Here is an 18,756-nt window from a genome sequence, read left to right on the forward strand (position 1 = left end):
ATCGGCGGCTGCGCGAGGCTGCTCCACAACGCGCCCGATTGGGCCGCCCGCCAGGTGAGGGCGAGGAGCGGCACGGCCACGAACAGCACGAACACCGTCGCCGGCAACACCAGCAGATCGCCGGCGTAGCTGCGCGGGCCCGGCGCCTGGCCGAGGCGCGCGTGCGAGCGAAGCGCCGCGGTGAACTGCTCTGGTCGGATCGCACCCTCGTGCCCTCGTTCCATGCCTCAGGGCTGCCGGCCGGCCCGATCGGCGCCCATGGTACGAACGCCGCCGGCGCCGTTTGAAGCGACAGCCAGAGAGTCGAGACCGCGTAACGAGGGACTCATGCGTGAAGACAGCCCTCCCGGGATCTGATCGGCGCGCCGCCGCGCCGGTCACCCGCCGTCCCCAACCCAGGTGGATAGCCGCTCGGAGCGCAACCATTGCCCCTCGCCGAAGCCTCAATCGGCGGCGGGCGGCGGGGTGGGCTGGTTGCGGTGCGGGCCGCTGCCCAGGCCCATGTGCCGCAGCGGCAGGTCGACGCAGGCGGTGAACAGGCTGGGATCGCTGTCCGTGCCCTGCACGCGGATCGACATCGTGCCGTTGAACAGGCCGCGGCGCGAGGTGTCGAGCGTGGTCATCGATTCGCCGGCCGTCGCGTCGCTGAGCTGGAAGGCGATGTCGCCGGGCGCCGCGTCGGTGCAGTGGCCCATGTAGATCGCGGCGTGCTGCGGCGCCGTCACCAGCGGCGCCAGCTCGATCTGCACGCCGGTCTGCCGTGAGCGGGGCTGACGGGAAATCATCACCCAGCCGTCCTGGGTGCGGTCGGCGCCCGGACCAAAGACCAGCACGACAGGGACCGGGATCGGCTCCGGCTCCGCCTGCGCCCGCGCGTTGCCGGCGCCGCTGAGGCGCAGGCTCAGCAGCAGGGCAAGGGCGGCGCTCGCGAGCAGGCAAAGGGGCAGGAGCGTGCGCCAGGTGAGACGCGTGGCAAACGACCTCCGCGCGCTGTGTCGTTCCGCCACGATCGCGCCATGGGCGCCGTCTCTGCCAGTGCCGCCGGTCATGCACTGGCGCCCGTCGATGTGACCGGCGTCATGCTTCGGCGTCAAAAGCCAGCGATCTGCGGCGGATGACGCCGCGGCGGCGGGCGAAGCGCCACTAGCGGAGAGAGACGATGCCGGTCAGGCCAGGCCGTGGCGCACGGCGAAGAGGGCGGCCTGCGTGCGGTCGTGCAGGCCGGTCTTGGCCAGCACGGTGGAGATGTAGTTCTTGACCGTGCCCTCGCTCAGAGAGAGCGCCACGGCGATCTCGCGGTTGGTGGCGCCGCCGCCCAGCAGGCGCAGCACGTCCCGCTCGCGAGCAGTCAATGGCTCCGTCTCCGCGGGAAACGAGGACGTCGCGGCCTGCGCGGCGTCGCCCGCCGCCAGCCCGCCGGCGGAGCGGAAGCGTTGCAGCAGCTTGCGCGCGACGCTGGGCTGCAGGGGCGAATCGCCGCGCAGCGTGGCGCGCACGGCTTCGGCCAGCGCGTCGGAGCCGACGTCTTTGAGCAGATAGCCGGCCGCCCCTGCTTCGAGCGAGCGGAAGACCAGCTCATCGTCGTCGTACGTCGTGAGCACGAGCACATGCACGCCGGGCCAGCGCTTGCCGATGCGCCGCGTCGCCGTCACGCCGTCGCGGCGGGGCATGCGCAGATCCATCAACACCACGTCGGGCCGCAGCAGCTCGACCAGCCGCTCCGCCTCCACGCCGTCGCCCGCCTCTCCCACCACCCGCAGATCGGCGTGCAGCTCGAGCAGGGTGCGCAACCCCTCGCGCATCAGCCGCTGGTCGTCGGCCAGCAGGATGCGCGCGGCGCCCGGCCGTTCGGTGGGTATGGCGCTCATCGCCCGGCCCTCGCGCCGGCGATCGGCTGCGCCCGCGGCGTGTCGTCCTCCACTGGCTCGCCGGCAGGCAGCGCCGCGGGCCGGCCGCCGGCGCCGTCGGGATCGGGCAGATCGACCTCCAGGCGCCCGCCGCCCTGCGGCCCGCGCCCGAAGCGCAGGTGCCCGCCGATCAGCGCCAGCCGCTCGTGCAGGCCGAGCAGTCCGAAGCCGCCCGCGCGCTCCGCGCCGTCCGCCGGCCCGACGCCGTCGTCCTGCAGCACGAGCGTGAGCCGGCCGTCGCCGCGCCCGACGCTGAGTATGGCCGTGGCAGCGCGGGCGTGCCGCTGCACGTTGGTCAGCCCCTCCTGCGCCGCGCGGAAGAGCGCCAGCGCCGCCTCTGGCGGCAGCACGGCATCGTCCGGCAGGTCGATCTCCGCCTGCACGGCGATACCCGTGTTGCCGGCGAACTCGCTGCACAGCCGGCGAAGGGCGCCCGCCAGCGCCAGCTCCTCGAGCGAGGCGGCGCGCAGGGCGCGCACCGAGCGCCGCACCTCCTGCAGGCATGCGACCGTGAGCCGCCGGGCGCGGCGCACCAGGTCGAGCGCCCGTGCCGGCTGCTCGTCCGCCAGCTTTTCTGCCGCTTCGAGCTGCACGTTGGCGATCGTGAGGTAGTGCGCCAGCGTGTCGTGGATCTCGCGCGCCAGGCGGTTGCGTTCTTCGCTCACGGCGGCCTGCCGCGCGCGGCGGTGCAGCTCCTGCAGCTCGACGTGCGCAGCGCGCAGCTCGTCGTAGAGCGCCTGCAGGCGGCGGCGATCCTCGGCCTGGCGCAACGCCGCCAGCGTCAGCACGACGGCGACGACGTACGGCGCGAGGAAGAACGATAAATAGTTGGGGAAGTCGCCCAGGCGATGCGGCACCGCGCCGGCCCAGATGTTCACCAGGTAGGCGAGCCAGGCCGAGAGGCCGAGCAGCAGCCCCCAGCGGGTGCCGAAGAGCAGCAGCGCCTGGCTGGCGGGCAGCAGGTAGATCAGGGTCGGGCGGATCAGCGTGCCCTGCAGCTTCACGATCTCGTAGCAGAGCACCAGCTCGACGGCGAGCCAGAGCAGCCGGCGCCAGAGCGCCGCCCGTGCCGGGGGCGCCGTCAGGTCCACCAGGGCGACGGCGAGCACGAGCAGCGTGAAGGGCAGCACGAACGCAGCCGTGAGGCCGGCCTTGCGCGGCGCGGCCATGCTCAGCAGCCAGACGGCGCCCGCCAGCCCCAGCGCCGCGAGCCGCAGCAGCCGCCGGTCGTCCGTCGCGTCCGCCCAGAAGCTGCGCATGTCCGCCTCTCCGCCCTCGGATTGGCGTCACTTTATCGGAAGCTATACGAAAACGCGACGGCCGCGGGTTTTCCGCGCGGCCGTCGCATCTGTGTGAAGCGGCCCCGGACGATCGGCCGCGGGCGCTTAGCGCCGCCGCAGATCTGCCACGCGCACGTGCTGTGGGCTGAGGTCCAGCGTCAGGGTCTTGATGTACAGCCACGCCTCCGCCCGCTCCTGCGCGGTGCCGGCCGGCAAGACCGCTTCGTTCGCCGGCGACGTCGTGCCATCCAGCTTGTAGGCCTGCCAGGCTATCTCCTGCCGCAGCGCATCCGCCTCGGTCCGCGACCCTACCAGGTAGACCGTGAAGGTCTGCGGAGCAGGCGCCGGCGCACTGCTGCTCTCCACGGTGGGGTGGCGCAGATCCTGTACCCGCACGTTGCCGCCGCCGTATTCCAGCAGCAGGTTCTTGAGAGCACGGCGCGTCTCCGCCGTCGATTGCGGCGAGCCGGCCACGAAGATCGCCTCGTTCGGCGGCGCAGTATCGCCGGCGATCTTGGTCGAGAAGCGCGTCAGCTCATGTTGAAGTCCCGCGGCCTCCGCCTGCGAGCCGACGAGGTAGACCGTGAAGGCGCCGTGAAGGTCGAGGGCTGGCCGGACCGCTGCCGACGCCGCTTCCTGACTTTGCTCGTGTCTGCCGCCGCCGTGCTCGGTGTTCAGCCAGATGCCGGCGCCCGTGCCCGCCGCGATTGCCAGTATCGCGGCGCCGGCCGTTGCCAGCAATCGCCTGTTGCCGCCGATGCGTTGAACGCTGCCAACCAGGTGCGCCGTCAGGTTGCTCTGCATGGCCCTGCCCTCCCGCTGTGCGGCGCGGCCCACGCGGACCGCCTCACACCGGCAGGCTAGCGGCGCGCGGAGCGGCTGCCGTCGGCACAACTACCCAGATCCAGGGAGGCAGGGGTATGTATCTTTCGCCGGCAGGGAATACCCGCGGCGCCGGTCAGGTGGGCGCAATCTGGTGGCGCAGCGCGTAGGCGACGGCGTCGGCGCGGCCGCGGGCGCCGATCTTGGCGTAGATGTTGGCGATGTGCCGGTGGACGGTGCGGATGCTGAGCACGAGCTGATCGGCGATCTCCCGGCTGGTGTTGCCGCGGCCGATCAGCCCCAGGACCTCGACCTCGCGTGCGGTGAGCCCGTCCGGATACCGCGCTCGCGTTGCGCCGTGGCGATGCTGGCCCGACAAGCGATCGGCAAGGGCAGCAGGAGCTGCCGGCGGCTCGGTCGCCGCGAGCGCCTCATCGATCGCCTGCTCCAGGGACAGCGAGCGACCCTCGGCCCGGGCCGAGGCAAATGCCGCTTCACCCAGCGCCGCGCGGGCAGCGCCGAGGGTGTAGTCGTATTCCGCCTGATCGGAGGGGTTGTGGAACGGGCCGGCGGCGACAAACTGGGCTTCGGCCGCTCCAAGCAGACGGGCCGCCGGCAGGTGTCGCCCGCGCGCCCCGGCCACGGCGCCGAGCCCCGCGATGTTGTCGATCGTCCAGCGGCGAAGACCGAACTCCCGAGACAGCGTGAGACCGGTGGCAAATGAAGCCGCGGCCCGGTCGACGTCGCCGCAGCCCAACGCTGCGTAGCCCAGGTTTGCAAGCATCAGCGCCGACCGGTGGTTCCGCGTTTCCCCCCAGGTTGCATACGCGCCCTCGTAATAGGCCAGCGCGCGAGGATAGTCACCGGCCTCGCGGGCCCATTCGCCGAGGCAATTCAGCGCAGTGCCGACGGCTCGCCAGTTTTCGGTCCTGCGGGCCTGCACCAACCCTTCCTCCAGCATGGCCTGAGCCGTCGGATCTCCCGCCATCCGCCGCAGCGCCGCCAGCCGGACCAACGCCAGCGGCAGATCCCGCATATTCCCGCTCGCACGGGCAAGTGCCACGCTCTCCTCGAGGGCTTGGCGGCCGGTCACACGCTGGCCCTGGTCGCGGAGCATGGCGCCGAGTTCGCTCAGCACGTAGGTGAGCTCGACACTGTCGCCGCACTCCTGCACTGCCGCGGCGCTCTCCTTGAGCAGGCCAACGGCAACCTCGAGCTCGCCCGCGTCCCAGGCCAGGGTACCCGCGCGGCACAACGCCCTGGCACGCGCGGGCGACGCCGGACCGGGAATGGCGAGGACGCGGCGCAGCCAGCCGCTGCCTTCATTGGCATGTGAACGCCACCACCAGTAGTTTCCCAGCGCTGCTGCCAGGCGAAGCGCCAGTTCGGCATCGGCGATCGTCTCGATGGCCGCTTGCAGCGCTGCCCGCAGGTTGTCTAGCTCAGCATCAAGCTTCGCAAACCAGCTTTCCCACGCTGCGCCGTACGCATGCGAGTCCACCTCCTCGGCCAGCGCCAGGTAATAGCTGAGATGATGCTGGACGATGTCCGCCGCTTCGCCGCTCGTCGCCAGTCGCTCCAGCGCGTATTCCCGCACGGTTTCCAGCATGGCGAAGCGCGGCTCGCCGTCGCCGGGCGCACGCTGGAGCAAGTTGTGGTCGACGAGGCCGGCGATGCCTTCCAGCACTTCGATGCCGAGGCCGCCATCTGCGTTGCAGATCTGCTCGGCGGCGGCGAGGGTGCAGCCGCCCGCGAAGACGCCCAGCCGCCGGAAGAGCGTCTGCTCGGCCGGGCTGAGCAGCTCGTAGCTCCAGGCGAGGGTCGCGCGCAGCGTCTGCTGGCGGGGAGGCAGATCCCGTGGGCCGCCCGTCAGGATCCGCAGCCGCTGGCCCAGGCGCTCCAGCAGCGTCTGGGGTGAAAGCACCTTCAGCCGGGCAGCCGCCAGCTCGATCGCCAGCGGCAGGCCGTCCACGCGGCGGCAGATCTCCGCCACGGCCGCGGCATTCTGCGCCGTCAGGCGAAAAGCGCCGCCCACGCTGCGGGCTCGCTGGCAGAACAGCGCCACGGCGGCCACCTGGCCCAGGCTCTCAACCGCGAGTGGGGCGTCTTCTGGCGGGAAGGCAAGCGGCGGGACGAGAAATTCCTGCTCAGCAGAGAGGCGCAGCGCCGTCCGGCTGGTCGCCAGCACGGTCAGTCCGGGGCACGACGCCAGCAATTCGGCCACGATCGGCGCGGCGGGCAGCAGCTGCTCGAGGTTGTCCAGCAGCAGGAGTAGGCGCCTGGGCGCCAGGAACGCGGTGAGGCGCTCCGTAATCGAGACCCCGGCCGCTTCAGGCACCCCCAGCGCCCGGGCGATCGATGCGGCGACCAGTCCCGGATCCGTGAGGGCGGCCAGGGGGACGAAGGCAACGCCGTCGGAGAAGTCCTCGGCCAGCGCCGCGGCGACCGCGAGCGCAAGCCGCGTCTTGCCGCAGCCGCCCGCGCCGGTGAGGGTCAGCAGGCCGGCGTCGTCGCGGCACAGAAGCGCTTGTACCGCTGCCAGCTCCTGCTCGCGGCCGATGAGCGGCGTGCGCGGCAGCGGCAGCACGTAGCTCAAGGCATGGCTGGTCCACGGACCGGTCACAGCGGCGGACGGGCGCCGATGCGGAGACGCCATCTGACGTGCTCTCGATGCTCCTCGAATCAGTACCCGAAGTATACGCCTGCGGCACTGCGTGACCAGCGCCCACGCGCCGAGCATCGGCTGCGAGCCGTGCTCCGCGGCAACGCGCGATCGGTCGCCGTCGCCGGCAGGCGAGACGCCGCGCTCCGGCCGCTTCAGCCCCGGCCCTGCTCGAAGGCCGCGCCCCAGCGGTCGAGGAAGCTGACCGCTTCCACCGGCTGGCGCGGGCCGGGGGCGAAGCGGCCGCGCGGGTAGCCGAGCGGAATCAGCGCCGCCGTCTCGAAGCCCTCCGGCACGCCCAAAAGCTCCTTTACCTGCGCCTCGCGCGTGCGGTGCACCGTCGTCAGCGTGCTGCCCAGGCCCAGCGCCCGAGCGGCGAGCTGCAGGCTCCAGATCGCCGGGTAGATGCTGGCGCCCGCGGTGATGCCCGGATTCACCGCCGCGCGGATGCAGCCCAGCACGTAGACCGGCGCCTCGGCGAAGTGCGTCGCCAGGTACTGCGCCGACCTGCGCATCTTCTCCGTCGCCTCGATCTGCGCCGGCGTGAAGGTGACGCCGGGCGGCGCCTGGCCGTAGCCGCTGGCGAACAAACCCTCGATGCTCTCGCGGTACAGCGCGCCCAGCCGTTCTTTCGTCGCCCGGTCGCGGATCACGATGAAGCGCCAGCCCTGCTGGTTGCCGCCGCTGGGGGCGCGGATCGCCGTGTCAAGCAGGCGATAGAGCACCTCGTCGGAAACGGGGTCGGGCTTCAGCCGGCGGATGGCGCGGGTGGTGTAGAGCACCTCCCAGAGGTCGTCGCTCGCCTGCTGCGAGGGCTGGAAGCGCGCGGCAAGGCTCGTTGCGCTCGTGGCAGATGCTGCGTTTTCGCTCATCGTCTCTGCTCCGCGGCCGGGTGTGGCCTGCCCCACCATAGCCGCTTGCGGACGCGGCGTCAGCAGCGTAACGCTTGGGTACGCAACCCGCTCGCGGCGACGCTCGTGTTGACCGATACTGAGCGATGTTTCTGCCTCCCGCGGGAGAAACGGATGAGCCGCACGATCGTGCCGGCATTGGTGGGCTCGCTGGCGCTGCTGGCGGCGATCGGCGCCGCTGGCCGTGCGCCGCACCGCGTACAGGCTGCCCCGCCGTACATCGCCCAGGTCACACCGGCGCCGCGGCCGCCGATCGCCGATCCGCAGCAGCTCGTCGCCGCCTACTACCAGGCGTTCGCCGCCGCCGTCAACAGCGGCGACTTCGGCGCCCTGCCGGCCTTCTTCACGCCGGACGCGGGCATCGATTCGCCGCTGGTCACGGGCGGCAGCGGCGCCGGCGGCATCCTCGCCTTCTACCAGAAGCTGCCGCCGCTCGCCGGCTTCACAATCGAGACGAGCAACGTCGCCGAGAGCGACCCCTACGTGGACGTGGACTGGCGCTTCCGCGCCGCGCCCGGCTGGCTGCGCGGCTACCTGGACGGCCACGACTCGTTCACGATCGAGGACGGCCTCTTCGCCTACCTGACGCAGAGCGTGGATGCCGATGCGGCGGCGCAGGCGTTCATGCCGCCGCCCTCCGCGCCGCCGCCGCGCGGCCAGGGTGTGGCGCAGACGCGTGTGCGCATCAGCGGCTTCACCTTCATGCCGCCGGTGATTCGCGTGTCCGTTGGCGCAACCGTCACCTGGCAGAACGACGATGCCGACGCGCACACCGTGACGACAGACGACACGAGCATGGACTCGGGCGTGATCGAGGAGGACGTGAGCGCCACGCTGACTTTTCCGGCCGCCGGCGATTTCGCGTACTACTGCACGATTCATCCCGGTATGCGCGGACGTGTCGTTGTCGGACCGTAATGCCACAAAGATGGCAATTCTCTGGAGCAATGGGCCGGCTACGCGCGTTGTACTCCTCATTGACATTGAGTCCGCATCTGATCTGCGCTACGTTACCTGTCGTATGTTGCTGGAGACGGTCCAGGACGGGCCGCCGAATCGCCCAGGGACGGGCACAGCATAGGAGTGTGCATGGTGCGCAGACAGCTCGGCAAACTGCTGGCGATCGGCACGGTCGCCGCAATGCTGGTGACCGGCGGCGTACTCGCCGTGATGGCGCAAACCGCGCCGACGACGGTGCCGATGGTGCCCACCGGCGATTCATCCCTTTCCGGTTCCGTCACCTTCACGCCGCTGGGCGGCAACCAGGTGAAGGTCGATGTTACGGTCAACGGTCTGAAGCCGAACGACGACCGCGCCGACCATATCCACAGTCCCGGCACCGGCACACCGATTGCCGGCTGCGATTCCGGCGGCCCCGTCGTCTATCCCTTCAACGATGTGAAGGCGGACGCCAGCGGCAAGGGCACGTCGAGCACAACAATCACGATCGATCCGTCGAAGGGCATCCCCACGAAGGGCTGGTACGTCAACGTGCACCAGGGCACCGCGCCGAACGTCGGCTCCGGCGTGATCTGTGCGCCGATCTCGACCCCGCTGGTGGCGGGGGCAGCCGCCGCGCCCTCGCCGGCCGCGGGCGCCGGCACCGGCGGCACGGCCGCGCCCGGCAACCTGCCCAACAGCGGCGACTCGGTGCCCACCGCCACGCTGCTCGGCGCCCTGGTGCTCGCGGGCATCGTGCTCACGGGAGCCGGCGTCTTGCTGCGCCGCCATCGCGCCTAGTCCAATCTCGCCGCATCGCTCGCAGCGGAGGCCGCCCGAACGGGCGGCCTCGTCCGTTGCGACGCCGCTCGCACGGTTGCCTCGCAGGTTCGCTCTCCCGCCCGTCTGCCGTGCGTGCCACAATAGAGGGCGCACCGGCGAGGCCGGCAGGCAGCGAAAGGCGACGACGATGGTGCGGCGCATCAATCGCGTGCTGGTCGCGGTCCACTCACTTGAGACGGGCGCGGCAGCGTTCGGCCGGGGACTGGGCCTGGGCCGCGGCCGCCGCGTCGCCGTGCCCGACGTTGGCGCCGTGAGCGAGGCGCTGCCGCTGGGCGATGCCTGGGTGCAACTGCTCGAGCCGTCGGCGGACGGCCCGGTGGCGCGCTTCCTGCATCAGCACGGCCAGGGCATCTACGGCATCGGCCTGGAGGTCAACAGCCTGGCCGATGCCCGCCTGCGCGTGGAGCAGTGCGGCCGGCAGGCGCACCCGCTGCGCCTGGGCGACGAAGAGCTGGTCTGCCTCAAGCGCGAGCAGCTACCCGGCCTCACCGTCTGGCTGACGGAGAGCGGCAGCGGCCCCGAGCCAGTCGATACCAACTCGCCCTACCTCGGCGTCTGGCAGGCGACGAACCTGGTGGAGGACCGCGACAGCGCCGCCACGGCCTACGAAGGGCTGTTCGGCCGGCCGGTGCGCGAGGAGTCCTTTCGCCAGGACGAATACGGCTACCTGGGCCGCACGCTCTACTACGGCCAGGGCTTCGCCGCCGACAGCATCGAGATCGCGCAGGTGCACCGGCCGCAGACGGCGATGGGCCGCTTCTGGCAACGCCACGGTCCCAGCGCCTACATGATTACGCTGGACACCGACGACATCGCCGCCACCCGCCGCGGCCTGGAGGCGCGCGACGTCCGCTTCAGCGGCGAGGCGGGCGCGGGCTACGCCGGCCGCGTGCTCTACGTGCATCCCGCGGCGCTGGCCGGCTGCTTCACCGGCGTGATCGCCGCCGTGCCCGCCTGATGCCTGAGCGTGGGCGCGTCCTGCACATCGCCTCAGCGGCGCCCGCGCCCGACCCACGCGACCGGCTGCTCTACCTCGCCCGCGTGCGGGCACGCGGCGCCGCCGAGCCCACAGCGCACGCGATCTTCGGCCGCGTCTTTGAGCCGGAGCTGACGCCGCTGCCGCCCGTCGAAACGGCGCCGGACCTGGGCGAGGGCATCGTGCGTGTGCGGGCGCTGGACCAACTCGTGCTGGCGCTGGCCGGCTGACTGGCCGGCACGCTGCAGGGCACGCTGGAGGCGCGCCATATCCCGTCGGCCCGGCTGGAGGCGCTCGTCTGCGGCCGCGTAGTTCTGCGCGGAGGCCGTGTGCGTTTGGCCAGCGTCCACGCGCGCTACGCCCTGCCGCTAGCGCCCGAGTACGAAGCGGCGGCCAGGCGGGCGCTGGCACGGCACGAGGCCGCCTGTCCGGCCTCGAACAGCGTGCGCGACGCGCTGCCGGTGAGCTGGGAGGCCGAGCTGCAGATCCTGGAGCCGGGCGGCTAACCCCGCGCCGGCGCGCTGCCAGCCGCGCCGGCGCGGTACAGCTCGTCGATCTGCTCCGCGGAATAGCCGAGCACGTTCGCCAGCACGGCGCGCGTGTGCTCGGCCAGCCGCGGCGCCGGACCGCGCACCCGGCCGGGTGTGCGGCTCAGCCGCCAGGCGACGCCGTCGTGCGGCCACGGCCCCATGTCCGGGTCGTCCACCGTCTCGAAGTAGCCGCGCAGGCGTAGCTGCGGATCGGCCGGCAGATCGCGCGGTGTGAGCACGGGCGCGGCGGCGATGCCGGCGGCCTGCAGCTCGCGCGCGGCCGCGTAGTCCTCGCGCAACACTGTCCAGCCCATGATCGCCGCGTCCAGGTCGTGCTCGACGGAGCGGCGCTGCTTCAGTGTGCGATACTGCGCCAGGTCTTCGCGCTCGATCAGGCGGCAGAGCCGCTGCCAGGCCGCGTCGTCCTGCACTGCGATCGTCACCCAGCGGTCTTCGGAGATGGCCGCGCCGGACGCGGGCCGGCTCTCGCAGGGATAGCAGCCGTGCGGCGCCATGTCGGGATGGCGGTTGCCCTTGGGCCGCGGCTCAAGGCCGAGGGAGAGCGCCGTGAACTGCTCGCCGATCAGCGAGACGAGCCCTTCCAGCCCGGAGATGTCCACGTACTGCCCCGCGCCGGTGGCGTTGCGGTGCAGCAGCGCCATCGCGACGGCAGCCGCGCCGGCGCAGCCGGCGTTGGGGTCGCCGTAGGCGATGCCGCTGTTGTAGGGCTGCGGCGCGTCCGAGTAGACATTCAACGACGCCAACCCGCTGAGCTGCTCCATGTTCGTGCCCACGCCGGCCAGCCCCGCGTCCGGCCCATCCTGCCCGTAGCCGGAGATCGAGACCATGATCAGGTCGGGCCGCAGCGTCCGCAGCACGTCGTAGCCCAGGCCGATCGCCTGCATGCGCCCGGCCTTGAAGTTCTCCACCACGATGTCGCAGTGCGGTATGAGATCGAGGATGGCCTGCTTGCCCAGCGGCTGCGCGGGGTCCACGCCGATGCTCAGCTTGCCGCGGGCGTAGTCGTTGAAGTAGGCGCTGACGTCGTAGGGCCGGGCGAAGCTGAAGTCCTGCGAGACGTTGCGCACCAGGTCCAGCCGGTTGACGGGCTCGACCTTGATCACCTCGGCGCCGAAGTCGGCCAGCCACTTGGTGGTGTATGGCCCGGCCCAGTAGGCGGTGAAGTCGAGCACGCGCAGCCCGGCGAAGAGGCCGCCCTCCGGCCGGTCGCGCATGATCGGCACGGGCTGCGCCCCCGCCTGCGTGAAGACGTTGACCTGCGGCGGCGCCAGCCGGCCCGGCCGCGCCGGGCGCGGCCGGGCCGGCGCCGGTCTTGCCTCGCGCACGAGGCGCGCCGCCTCCTCCCAGCCAAGCTCGCCCAGGCGCGGCGCCGGGCGCGACTGCCACGGCGTGGCGCTCATGCGGAAGAGCGGGCCGGGCACGCGCACGCTGTGCCCCGCGCCGGCCGGCAGCTCCACGAAGAAGTCGCGGGCGGCAAGCTGGACGCTGGCGGCCGTCTCCGCGATCGAGGCCACGGGCGCGATCGTCATTGTCGTCTCGCGGCCCAGGCGCTGGATCTCGGCCTTGGTGCGCCCGTTGAAGAAGTCCTCGACGATCGGCGTCATCTCATCGTTGGCCTGCACCAGGCCGAGCAAGGTCTGCAGGCGCGGGTCGGCGGCGATATCCGGCCGGTCGAGGATCTTTGCGAAGATCGGCACCTGCCCCGGCGAGGTGAAGATGCCGGCATAGCCGTCCTGCACCGGGTAGATGCCCATCAGCGCGAAGCGCGCCTTGCCGGTGCGCGGCGTGGGCATGCCGCTGAAGTGCGCCGCCGGGCCGAAGCCCTCCAGCGCCCCGGCCATGCACTCGACCGCGCTGATGTCCACGAACTGGCCGAGCCCCGTCTCCTGGCTGCCGAGCAGCGCGAAGGTCGTGGCAGCGAAGGCGTGCAGGCCTGCCTGGTACCAGCCCTGCTCGCCGGCGGTGCAAAGCGGCTCGCGGTCGGGCTCGCCGCTGATGCTCATCTGCCCGCCCAGGGCGAAGACGGTGATGTTCTCCGCCGCATCGCCCGCCGCCGGCCCCCAGGCGCCGAACGGCGTGATCGCGGTGTAGACGAGGCTGGGGTGCTCGCGGCTGAGGCTGTCGTAGTCGAGGCCGGCAGGCGCCAGCCGGGCGGGCGGGCGGTCCACGATCACCGCCTGCACGCCGCGGGCCAGCTCGCGCAGGCGCGCCGCGTCCCCTGCGGCGTCCGGCGAGGCGAGGAGGCTGCGCTTGCCCATGCCGAGATAGAGGAAGGCGGGGGCGGCTTCGGGGTTGGGCAAGGGCGCGCCGGGCACGACGCGCATGCGGCGGGCGTCATCGCCGCCGGGCGGCTCGACCTTGATCACGGTGGCGCCGAAGCCGGCGAGCAGCCGGCCGCAGTAGCCCGCGGCCACGCCGCGGCCGAGTTCGAGCACCGTATATCCGTGCAGAGGACCAGGCATAGTGCGCCTCGCTTCGGCGGGTTCAGGACCGGCCCGCGATCGAGTGCGCCTGCAGCCGGCCGCAGCCGATCGCCTCGCCCGGTCTCCCACGGTACACGACGGCCTTCGCGAGCGCACAGGCGAACCAGGGTAGGGGCGTGCACCGGCTGCCTTTGCGGTGGCGCAGCGCTTCCGCTGCTCCTGCCATAGCCGCGCAGCTACAATAGATTCCCCGGACCACGCCGCCGTGCCGCAGGAGGCCGCCGCTGCCCGCCGCGCGTTCGCTGCTGACCCCGCCACGGCTGCTGCCGCCGAGCGCCACCGCCGACGCTCGCCGGTTGCTGACCACGCGCGCCCTGCGCGGCTTCGCCGACGGCGTGGTCTCCGTGCTGCTGGCGAGCTATCTCACCGACCTCGGCTTTTCGCCGCTGCAGGTCGGCGCGATCGTCACCGGCACGCTGCTCGGCTCGGCGGCGCTGACCCTGGGCGTGGGGCTGTTCGGCAACCGGCTGCGACGGCGCAGTCTGCTGCTCGGCTGCGCGGCGCTGATGCTCGCCACCGGGCTGGGCTTTCTTGGCGTCACCACCTTCTGGCCGCTGCTGGTGATCGCGATCGCCGGCACGCTCAACCCCTCGGCGGGCGACGTCAGCCTCTTCCTGCCCACGGAACAGGCCGTGCTCTCGGAGACCGTGCAGGGCCGCGACCGCACGGCGATCTTCGCCCGCTACAACCTCGCGGGCACGCTCGCCGGCGCCTTCGGGGCGTTGGTCAGCGGCGTGCCGGTGCTGCTGGCGCACCACGAGGGCTGGAGCCTGACCGCGGCGCAGCGCTCCGGCTTCGTGCTCTACAGCGGCGTGGCGATCGCCTCGGCGCTGGTCTACCGCGGCCTTTCCGCCGGTATCGAGACGGCGCGTGGCGACGGCAAGACCGGCGCGCTGAAGGAGTCGCGCGGCATCGTTATCCGCCTGGCGGCGACCTTCTGCCTCGATACCTTCGGCGGCGGCTTCGTGGTGCAGTCGCTGCTGGTGCTGTGGCTGTTCCGCCGCTTCGATCTGCCGGTGGCGACGGTGGGCGCGGTGTTCTTCGCGGCGGGGCTGCTGGCGGCCTTCTCGCAACTGCTTTCGGCCAACATGGCGGCGCGCATCGGCCTGATCAACACGATGGTCTACACGCACCTGCCCTCCAACGTGCTGCTGCTGCTGGCGGCGCTGATGCCCACCGCGCCGCTGGCGGTGCTGGTGCTGCTGCTGCGCTTCTCGCTCTCGCAGATGGACGTGCCGGCGCGCCAGTCGTACGTGATGGCCGTGGTGCCGCCGGCGGAGCGCGCCGCCGCGGCGAGCGTGACCAACGTGCCGCGCAGCCTGGCCGCCGCCTGTGCGCCGCTCCTTGCCGGGGCCATGCTCAGCCGCTCGTCCTTTGGCTGGCCGCTCATCGCCGGCGGCCTGCTCAAGGGCACGTACGACATCGTGCTGCTCTGGCAGTTCCGTGCGATCAGGCCGCCCGACGAGGGAATCGAGGGTAGCGAATAGGGAATAGAAGACGAAGAGCAGGGCATCCGCGCTCGCTACGGCATACTATCAAGAGAGACGGAGCGTGCATGTTTCCCTCGAGGACGTCAACTGATGACAACCATGGCGGATCTGTACCGGCTGATCGACAGCCTGCCCGATGAGCTGGCCGAGGCAGCGGCGCGGCGGCTGGAGGAATTGCAGGGTCCGGAGCAACTTGCGCAGGAGCTGAAGCAACGATTGCCGTTCGACCAGCTCTGCGAACTGGTCGCCTGGCTGCAGGAGGGGCTCGATCCGGTTCGGCAGCGGCTGCTGACCGCGCCGTTTGACGACGAACCCGAGACCGAGGAGGAGCGCGAGGCAGTCGCCGAGGCATACGAGGATCTGCGCTCAGGCCGGGTGATCAGCGGCGCCGAGGCACGCCGCGAGCTTGGACTTTGAGCCGGCGGGAGGAGTGGACACAGCGCGCTTCGCGATCTGCGCCAGCTCGACCGTACGGCCGCTCAGCGCGTGAGTGCGGCGATCGCCGCGTTTGTAGAGTCCGGCCATGGAGACATGGTTCGCCTTCATGGCGTGTGGCCTGCCGAGTGGCGCTTGCGGGTGGGCGACATCCGCGTGCGATTCGTGTACGCCGACGACCTCAACACCGTCCGCATCCTGCGCGTGCTGCCACACGGCAGGGCGTATCGGGACTGACCGCGTGCAACAAGGAGTTGCCGATGAATCCGCTTCGTCCCACGGCTGCAGAGGCGCAGGCGGAATGGGCACGGCGCGTGCGGGCCAACGGCGTCCAGGTCGACCGCTTCCGCCAGGTGGGCGACGGCGACCTTTATGCGCCCGTGGCCAGCATGTTCCGCGCCGATCCGCGCCGCACGGGCGAGCCTGCGCTCGATCTGCTGCGCGGCCTGGCGCGGCCGGAAGACACCTGGCTGGACATCGGCGCGGGCGGCGGCCGCTATGCCCTGCCGCTGGCCCTGGCCGCACGCGAGGTGATCGCCGTCGAGCCTTCGGACGGCATGATCGGCGTGCTGCGCGAGGGCATGGCCGAGCACGGCATCGCCAACGTGCGCATCGAACGGCGGCGCTGGCCGGAGGGCGCTGCCGGCCTTGCCGCCGACGTCGCGCTGATCGCCCACGTGGGCTATGACGTCGGGCCGATCGGCCCCTTTCTCGATGCGATGGAGGCCGCGGCGCGGCGGCTGTGCGTGGCGGTGCTGCTGGCTCGCCCGCCAAGCTTCGCGCTCGATGCCCTCTGGCCCGAGGTCCACGGCGAGCCGCGAGAGGCGCTGCCGGCGCTGCCCGAGTTCCTGGCGCTGCTGCTGGCGCGCGGGCGGTTGTTTGAGGTCCGGCTTTGCGAGCGCAGTCCGCAAAGCTACGCCAGCCCCGAGCAGGTGCTGGCGCTGGCGCGGCGGCAAACCTGGGTGCAGCCCGGCTCCGCCGCCGATCAGCGGCTGCAAACGCTGGTGGCCGCGCGCACGCAGCAACGCGACGGCCGCTACGCGCTGAGCTGGGAGCCGGCCGCCGTAGCCGTCGTGAGCTGGACGCCACGGTCGTCATAATGGCCGCTGCCCGGCGTTATGGCTGTTATGGTCTTGCATTTATGGTGAAGATCCGACATAACGCTAGACTTCTGCAACGAGGTAGGGTATACCCGGATAGAGATTCCCGCCAGGTGGGCCGCAGCTCGCGCGGCGGGACGGCGCCAGGAGGACCTGCATGGCGGGAACGTCCGAACCCGGCTTCGGCGACCGTGCGCGGGCTGGCGAGCGGCGACCGGCGCTAAGCATCCGGGTGCTGATCTGTGACGACCATGCGCTGCTGCGCGAGACCCTGCGCCTGCTGCTCTCCGCCCAGCCGCAGGTGTCCGTCGTGGGCGAGGCCGCGGACGGCCGCGAGGCGATCGACCGCTGCGAGGCGCTCCAGCCCGACGTGGTGTTGATGGACACCGCGATGCCCGGCCTAAACGGCATCGCCGCCACGGCCGTGCTGCGTCAGCGGCTGCCGCGCACGCAGGTGCTGATGCTCTCGGGCTACGGCCAGGAGGAGCGGGTGCGGGCGGCGCTGGCGGCCGGAGCCCGCGGCTACGTGCTCAAGCACGCTTCGGCGGCGGAGCTGTTGCAGGCGATCCAGACGGTATCCGCCGCCCGCCCCTATCTTTCGCAGGAGTTGGTGGAGCGCGGGCTGTCGCTGGGCGGTGCTGGCGGGGTGGATCCGGCGCCGCTCAGCGCGCGCGAGCGCGAGGTTCTGCAACTGGTGGCGGAGGGGGCCAGCAACCGGCAGATCGCCGATCGGCTGGTGATCAGCCTGAAGACCGTCGAAGCGCACAAGGAGCACATCGTGCGCAAGTTGGGGTTGCGCGGCACGGCGGAGCTGGTGCACTACGCCATCCGCACCGGGCTGATCACCGTGGAGACCGACGCCGAGCTGGGCCTCAGTCCCACCGGCCCCTGACCTCCACCGCGGCCGCGTGGCCGGACCGCTGCCCCGCCGGCGAGAACCTGGTGTCTCATGCTCCCCGCGCGCGCCCGCCCGGCTGCTTGCCGTGGCGGGCGCGGTGTGCGTCCGCGCGAGCTATCGGGCGCGGTCGAGGCCGTGTGCGGTAGCATGGTTGGGCCGAGATTCGCAGCCGGAGCCGCAGATGTCCGCCAGCGCTGCCCTGCAACCGCTGCACTGGCTGCGGGGCGTCGAGCCCCTGCCCGCTGAAGCAGGACCGCTGCCTCAGCGGGCCGACCTGGTGATCGTGGGCGGCGGCTACGTCGGCAACAGCGTCGCCTACTGGCTGGCGAAGCGGGGCCTGCCGGCGATCGTGCTCGAGCGGCGCGGCATCGCCACGGGCGCCACCGGCCGCAACGCGGGCTTCATCGCCCCCGGCCTGGGCATGGCCTTCGCCGAGGCGGTGCAGCGCTACGGCCGCGAGGCAGCGATCGAGCGGCTGCAGTTCACCCGGCGCGGCCGCGACCTCGCCCTTGGCCTGATCGAGGAACTGGGCATCGACTGCGATCTGGAGACGCAGGGCGGCCTGACGATCGCCTCCTCGCCCGAAGAGTGGGCATCGCTCCGTGCCGGCGGCGAGGCGCTGCAGCGCGAAGGCTTTCCGCAGCGGCTGCTCTCGCGCGAGGAGCTGCGCGAGCATGTCGCCGCCGAACTGCCGGAGCGCTTCCTCGGCGCGCTGTACAACCCCGAGACGGCGCTGGTGAACCCGGCGAAGCTGAGCAGCGGCGTGGCACGGGCGGCGCAGCGCCTCGGCGCCCGCATCTTCACCGGCGCCGAGGTCTTCGCGCTCACCAATCTGCCGGACGGGCGCATCGCCGTCGAAACGAGCCGCGGCGAGATCGCGGCCGGCCGCGTGCTGCTGGCGACGAACGCCTGGACGCCGCTGATCGCGGGCCTGCTGAAGGGGCGCATCGCGCCGGTGCGCGGCCAGATCTTCGCCACCGAACCGGCGCCGCGCGTCTTCCTGCGCGGCATGAGCACCAACTGGGGCTACGAGTACTGGAGCCAGCGCGGTGACGGGGCGATCGTGCTGGGCGGCGCCCGCTGGGCTGTGGCCGATCGCGACGAGGGCTACTACGCCGAGGAGCTGCGGCCGGAGATCCAGGACGCGCTCTACGCCTTTCTCACCGGCTGTTTTCCCGTGCTGGCAGGCGTGCGTGTGGCGCGGCGCTGGAGCGGGATCATGGGCTTCAGCCTGGACAGCTACCCCTTCATCGGGCCGCTGCCCGGCCGCGAGCGGCTGCTGGTGGCCGCGGGTTTCACCGGCCACGGCGGGCCGTACTGGGCGGTCGCCGGGCAATGCCTGGCCGAGCTGATCGCCACGGGCCATGCCGACCCGGCCCTGCGCCACTACGCCGTGGACCGCGCGCTCCCGGGCAGCTAAGTCGGCGCGACCCGCATCCGGGCCAGGCCCGTGCCCCGG

18 protein-coding genes are annotated in these 18,756 nt (G+C 72.0%); 10 read left to right on the top strand and 8 right to left on the bottom strand.

Annotation, left to right across the window (positions count from 1 at the left end; genetic code table 11):
- The 7 genes from VKV26_14080 to VKV26_14110 form a co-directional block, all read right to left on the bottom strand.
- On the bottom strand, positions 1-224 hold a 224-nt coding region (locus tag VKV26_14080; protein ID HLZ71025.1), incomplete at its 3' end, for a hypothetical protein.
- A 219-nt stretch (positions 225-443) separates the two neighbouring features.
- Positions 444-1,049 carry a hypothetical protein gene (locus VKV26_14085; GenBank protein ID HLZ71026.1) on the bottom strand — a complete coding sequence of 202 codons (606 nt, stop codon included), beginning with the start codon at positions 1,047-1,049 and terminating at the stop codon, positions 444-446.
- Positions 1,050-1,166: 117 nt separating this feature from the next.
- Positions 1,167-1,868, bottom strand: a complete 702-nt coding sequence (locus VKV26_14090; protein HLZ71027.1) for a response regulator transcription factor — start codon at positions 1,866-1,868, stop codon at positions 1,167-1,169.
- Entirely contained in the window at positions 1,865-3,166 is a 1,302-nt protein-coding gene (locus tag VKV26_14095; GenBank protein ID HLZ71028.1) for a sensor histidine kinase, read from the bottom strand. The genes VKV26_14090 and VKV26_14095 overlap by 4 nt, the downstream gene beginning before the upstream one ends.
- A gap of 126 nt (positions 3,167-3,292) precedes the next feature.
- The gene (locus tag VKV26_14100) at positions 3,293-3,991 is read right to left on the bottom strand and encodes a hypothetical protein (GenBank protein ID HLZ71029.1); all 699 of its coding nucleotides are present in this window, start codon (positions 3,989-3,991) and stop codon (positions 3,293-3,295) included.
- 154 nt (positions 3,992-4,145) lie between these two features.
- Positions 4,146-6,596 carry a LuxR C-terminal-related transcriptional regulator gene (locus VKV26_14105; GenBank protein HLZ71030.1) on the bottom strand — a complete coding sequence of 817 codons (2,451 nt, stop codon included), beginning with the start codon at positions 6,594-6,596 and terminating at the stop codon, positions 4,146-4,148.
- Positions 6,597-6,826: 230 nt separating this feature from the next.
- A complete protein-coding gene (locus VKV26_14110) occupies positions 6,827-7,543 on the bottom strand; it encodes a nitroreductase family protein (GenBank protein HLZ71031.1) in 717 nt (238 codons plus the stop codon).
- Positions 7,544-7,696: 153 nt separating this feature from the next.
- Here VKV26_14110 and VKV26_14115 point away from each other — a divergent pair, with 153 nt between their 5' ends.
- The 5 genes from VKV26_14115 (at position 7,697) to VKV26_14135 (ending at position 10,846) form a co-directional block, all read left to right on the top strand.
- Complete coding sequence (locus VKV26_14115; GenBank protein ID HLZ71032.1) at positions 7,697-8,500, top strand: nuclear transport factor 2 family protein; 804 nt, start codon at positions 7,697-7,699, stop codon at positions 8,498-8,500.
- 171 nt (positions 8,501-8,671) lie between these two features.
- Positions 8,672-9,322, top strand: coding sequence for a CHRD domain-containing protein (locus VKV26_14120; GenBank protein ID HLZ71033.1), 651 nt, complete (start codon positions 8,672-8,674; stop codon positions 9,320-9,322).
- Positions 9,323-9,491: 169 nt separating this feature from the next.
- Positions 9,492-10,322 carry a VOC family protein gene (locus tag VKV26_14125; protein HLZ71034.1) on the top strand — a complete coding sequence of 277 codons (831 nt, stop codon included), beginning with the start codon at positions 9,492-9,494 and terminating at the stop codon, positions 10,320-10,322.
- A complete protein-coding gene (locus VKV26_14130) occupies positions 10,322-10,570 on the top strand; it encodes a hypothetical protein (protein ID HLZ71035.1) in 249 nt (82 codons plus the stop codon). Before VKV26_14125 ends, VKV26_14130 begins: the two co-directional genes overlap by 1 nt.
- A gap of 99 nt (positions 10,571-10,669) precedes the next feature.
- Positions 10,670-10,846 (top strand): hypothetical protein, encoded by a 177-nt coding sequence (locus VKV26_14135; protein ID HLZ71036.1) that lies wholly within the window; start codon positions 10,670-10,672, stop codon positions 10,844-10,846.
- Here the strand turns inward: VKV26_14135 and VKV26_14140 are convergent.
- Positions 10,843-13,353 carry a CoA transferase gene (locus VKV26_14140; GenBank protein HLZ71037.1) on the bottom strand — a complete coding sequence of 837 codons (2,511 nt, stop codon included), beginning with the start codon at positions 13,351-13,353 and terminating at the stop codon, positions 10,843-10,845. The genes VKV26_14135 and VKV26_14140 overlap by 4 nt on opposite strands.
- Positions 13,354-13,670: 317 nt before the next feature.
- On the opposite strand from VKV26_14140, the gene VKV26_14145 reads away from it, so the two are divergent.
- The 5 genes from VKV26_14145 (at position 13,671) to VKV26_14165 (ending at position 18,717) form a co-directional block, all read left to right on the top strand.
- Entirely contained in the window at positions 13,671-14,861 is a 1,191-nt protein-coding gene (locus VKV26_14145) for an MFS transporter (protein HLZ71038.1), read from the top strand.
- Between the two features lie 93 nt (positions 14,862-14,954).
- Positions 14,955-15,281: a hypothetical protein gene (locus VKV26_14150; protein ID HLZ71039.1), complete on the top strand. Its 327-nt coding sequence runs from the start codon at positions 14,955-14,957 to the stop codon at positions 15,279-15,281.
- Positions 15,282-15,559: 278 nt separating this feature from the next.
- Positions 15,560-16,399, top strand: coding sequence for a hypothetical protein (locus VKV26_14155; GenBank protein HLZ71040.1), 840 nt, complete (start codon positions 15,560-15,562; stop codon positions 16,397-16,399).
- Positions 16,400-16,556: 157 nt separating this feature from the next.
- Positions 16,557-17,291 carry a response regulator transcription factor gene (locus VKV26_14160; protein ID HLZ71041.1) on the top strand — a complete coding sequence of 245 codons (735 nt, stop codon included), beginning with the start codon at positions 16,557-16,559 and terminating at the stop codon, positions 17,289-17,291.
- A gap of 187 nt (positions 17,292-17,478) precedes the next feature.
- Entirely contained in the window at positions 17,479-18,717 is a 1,239-nt protein-coding gene (locus tag VKV26_14165; GenBank protein ID HLZ71042.1) for an FAD-dependent oxidoreductase, read from the top strand.
- The last annotated feature ends 39 nt before the right edge of the window (positions 18,718-18,756 follow it).

The sequence above is a fragment of the Dehalococcoidia bacterium genome, from assembly GCA_035310145.1.
GTDB lineage: Bacteria > Chloroflexota > Dehalococcoidia > CAUJGQ01 > CAUJGQ01 > CALFMN01.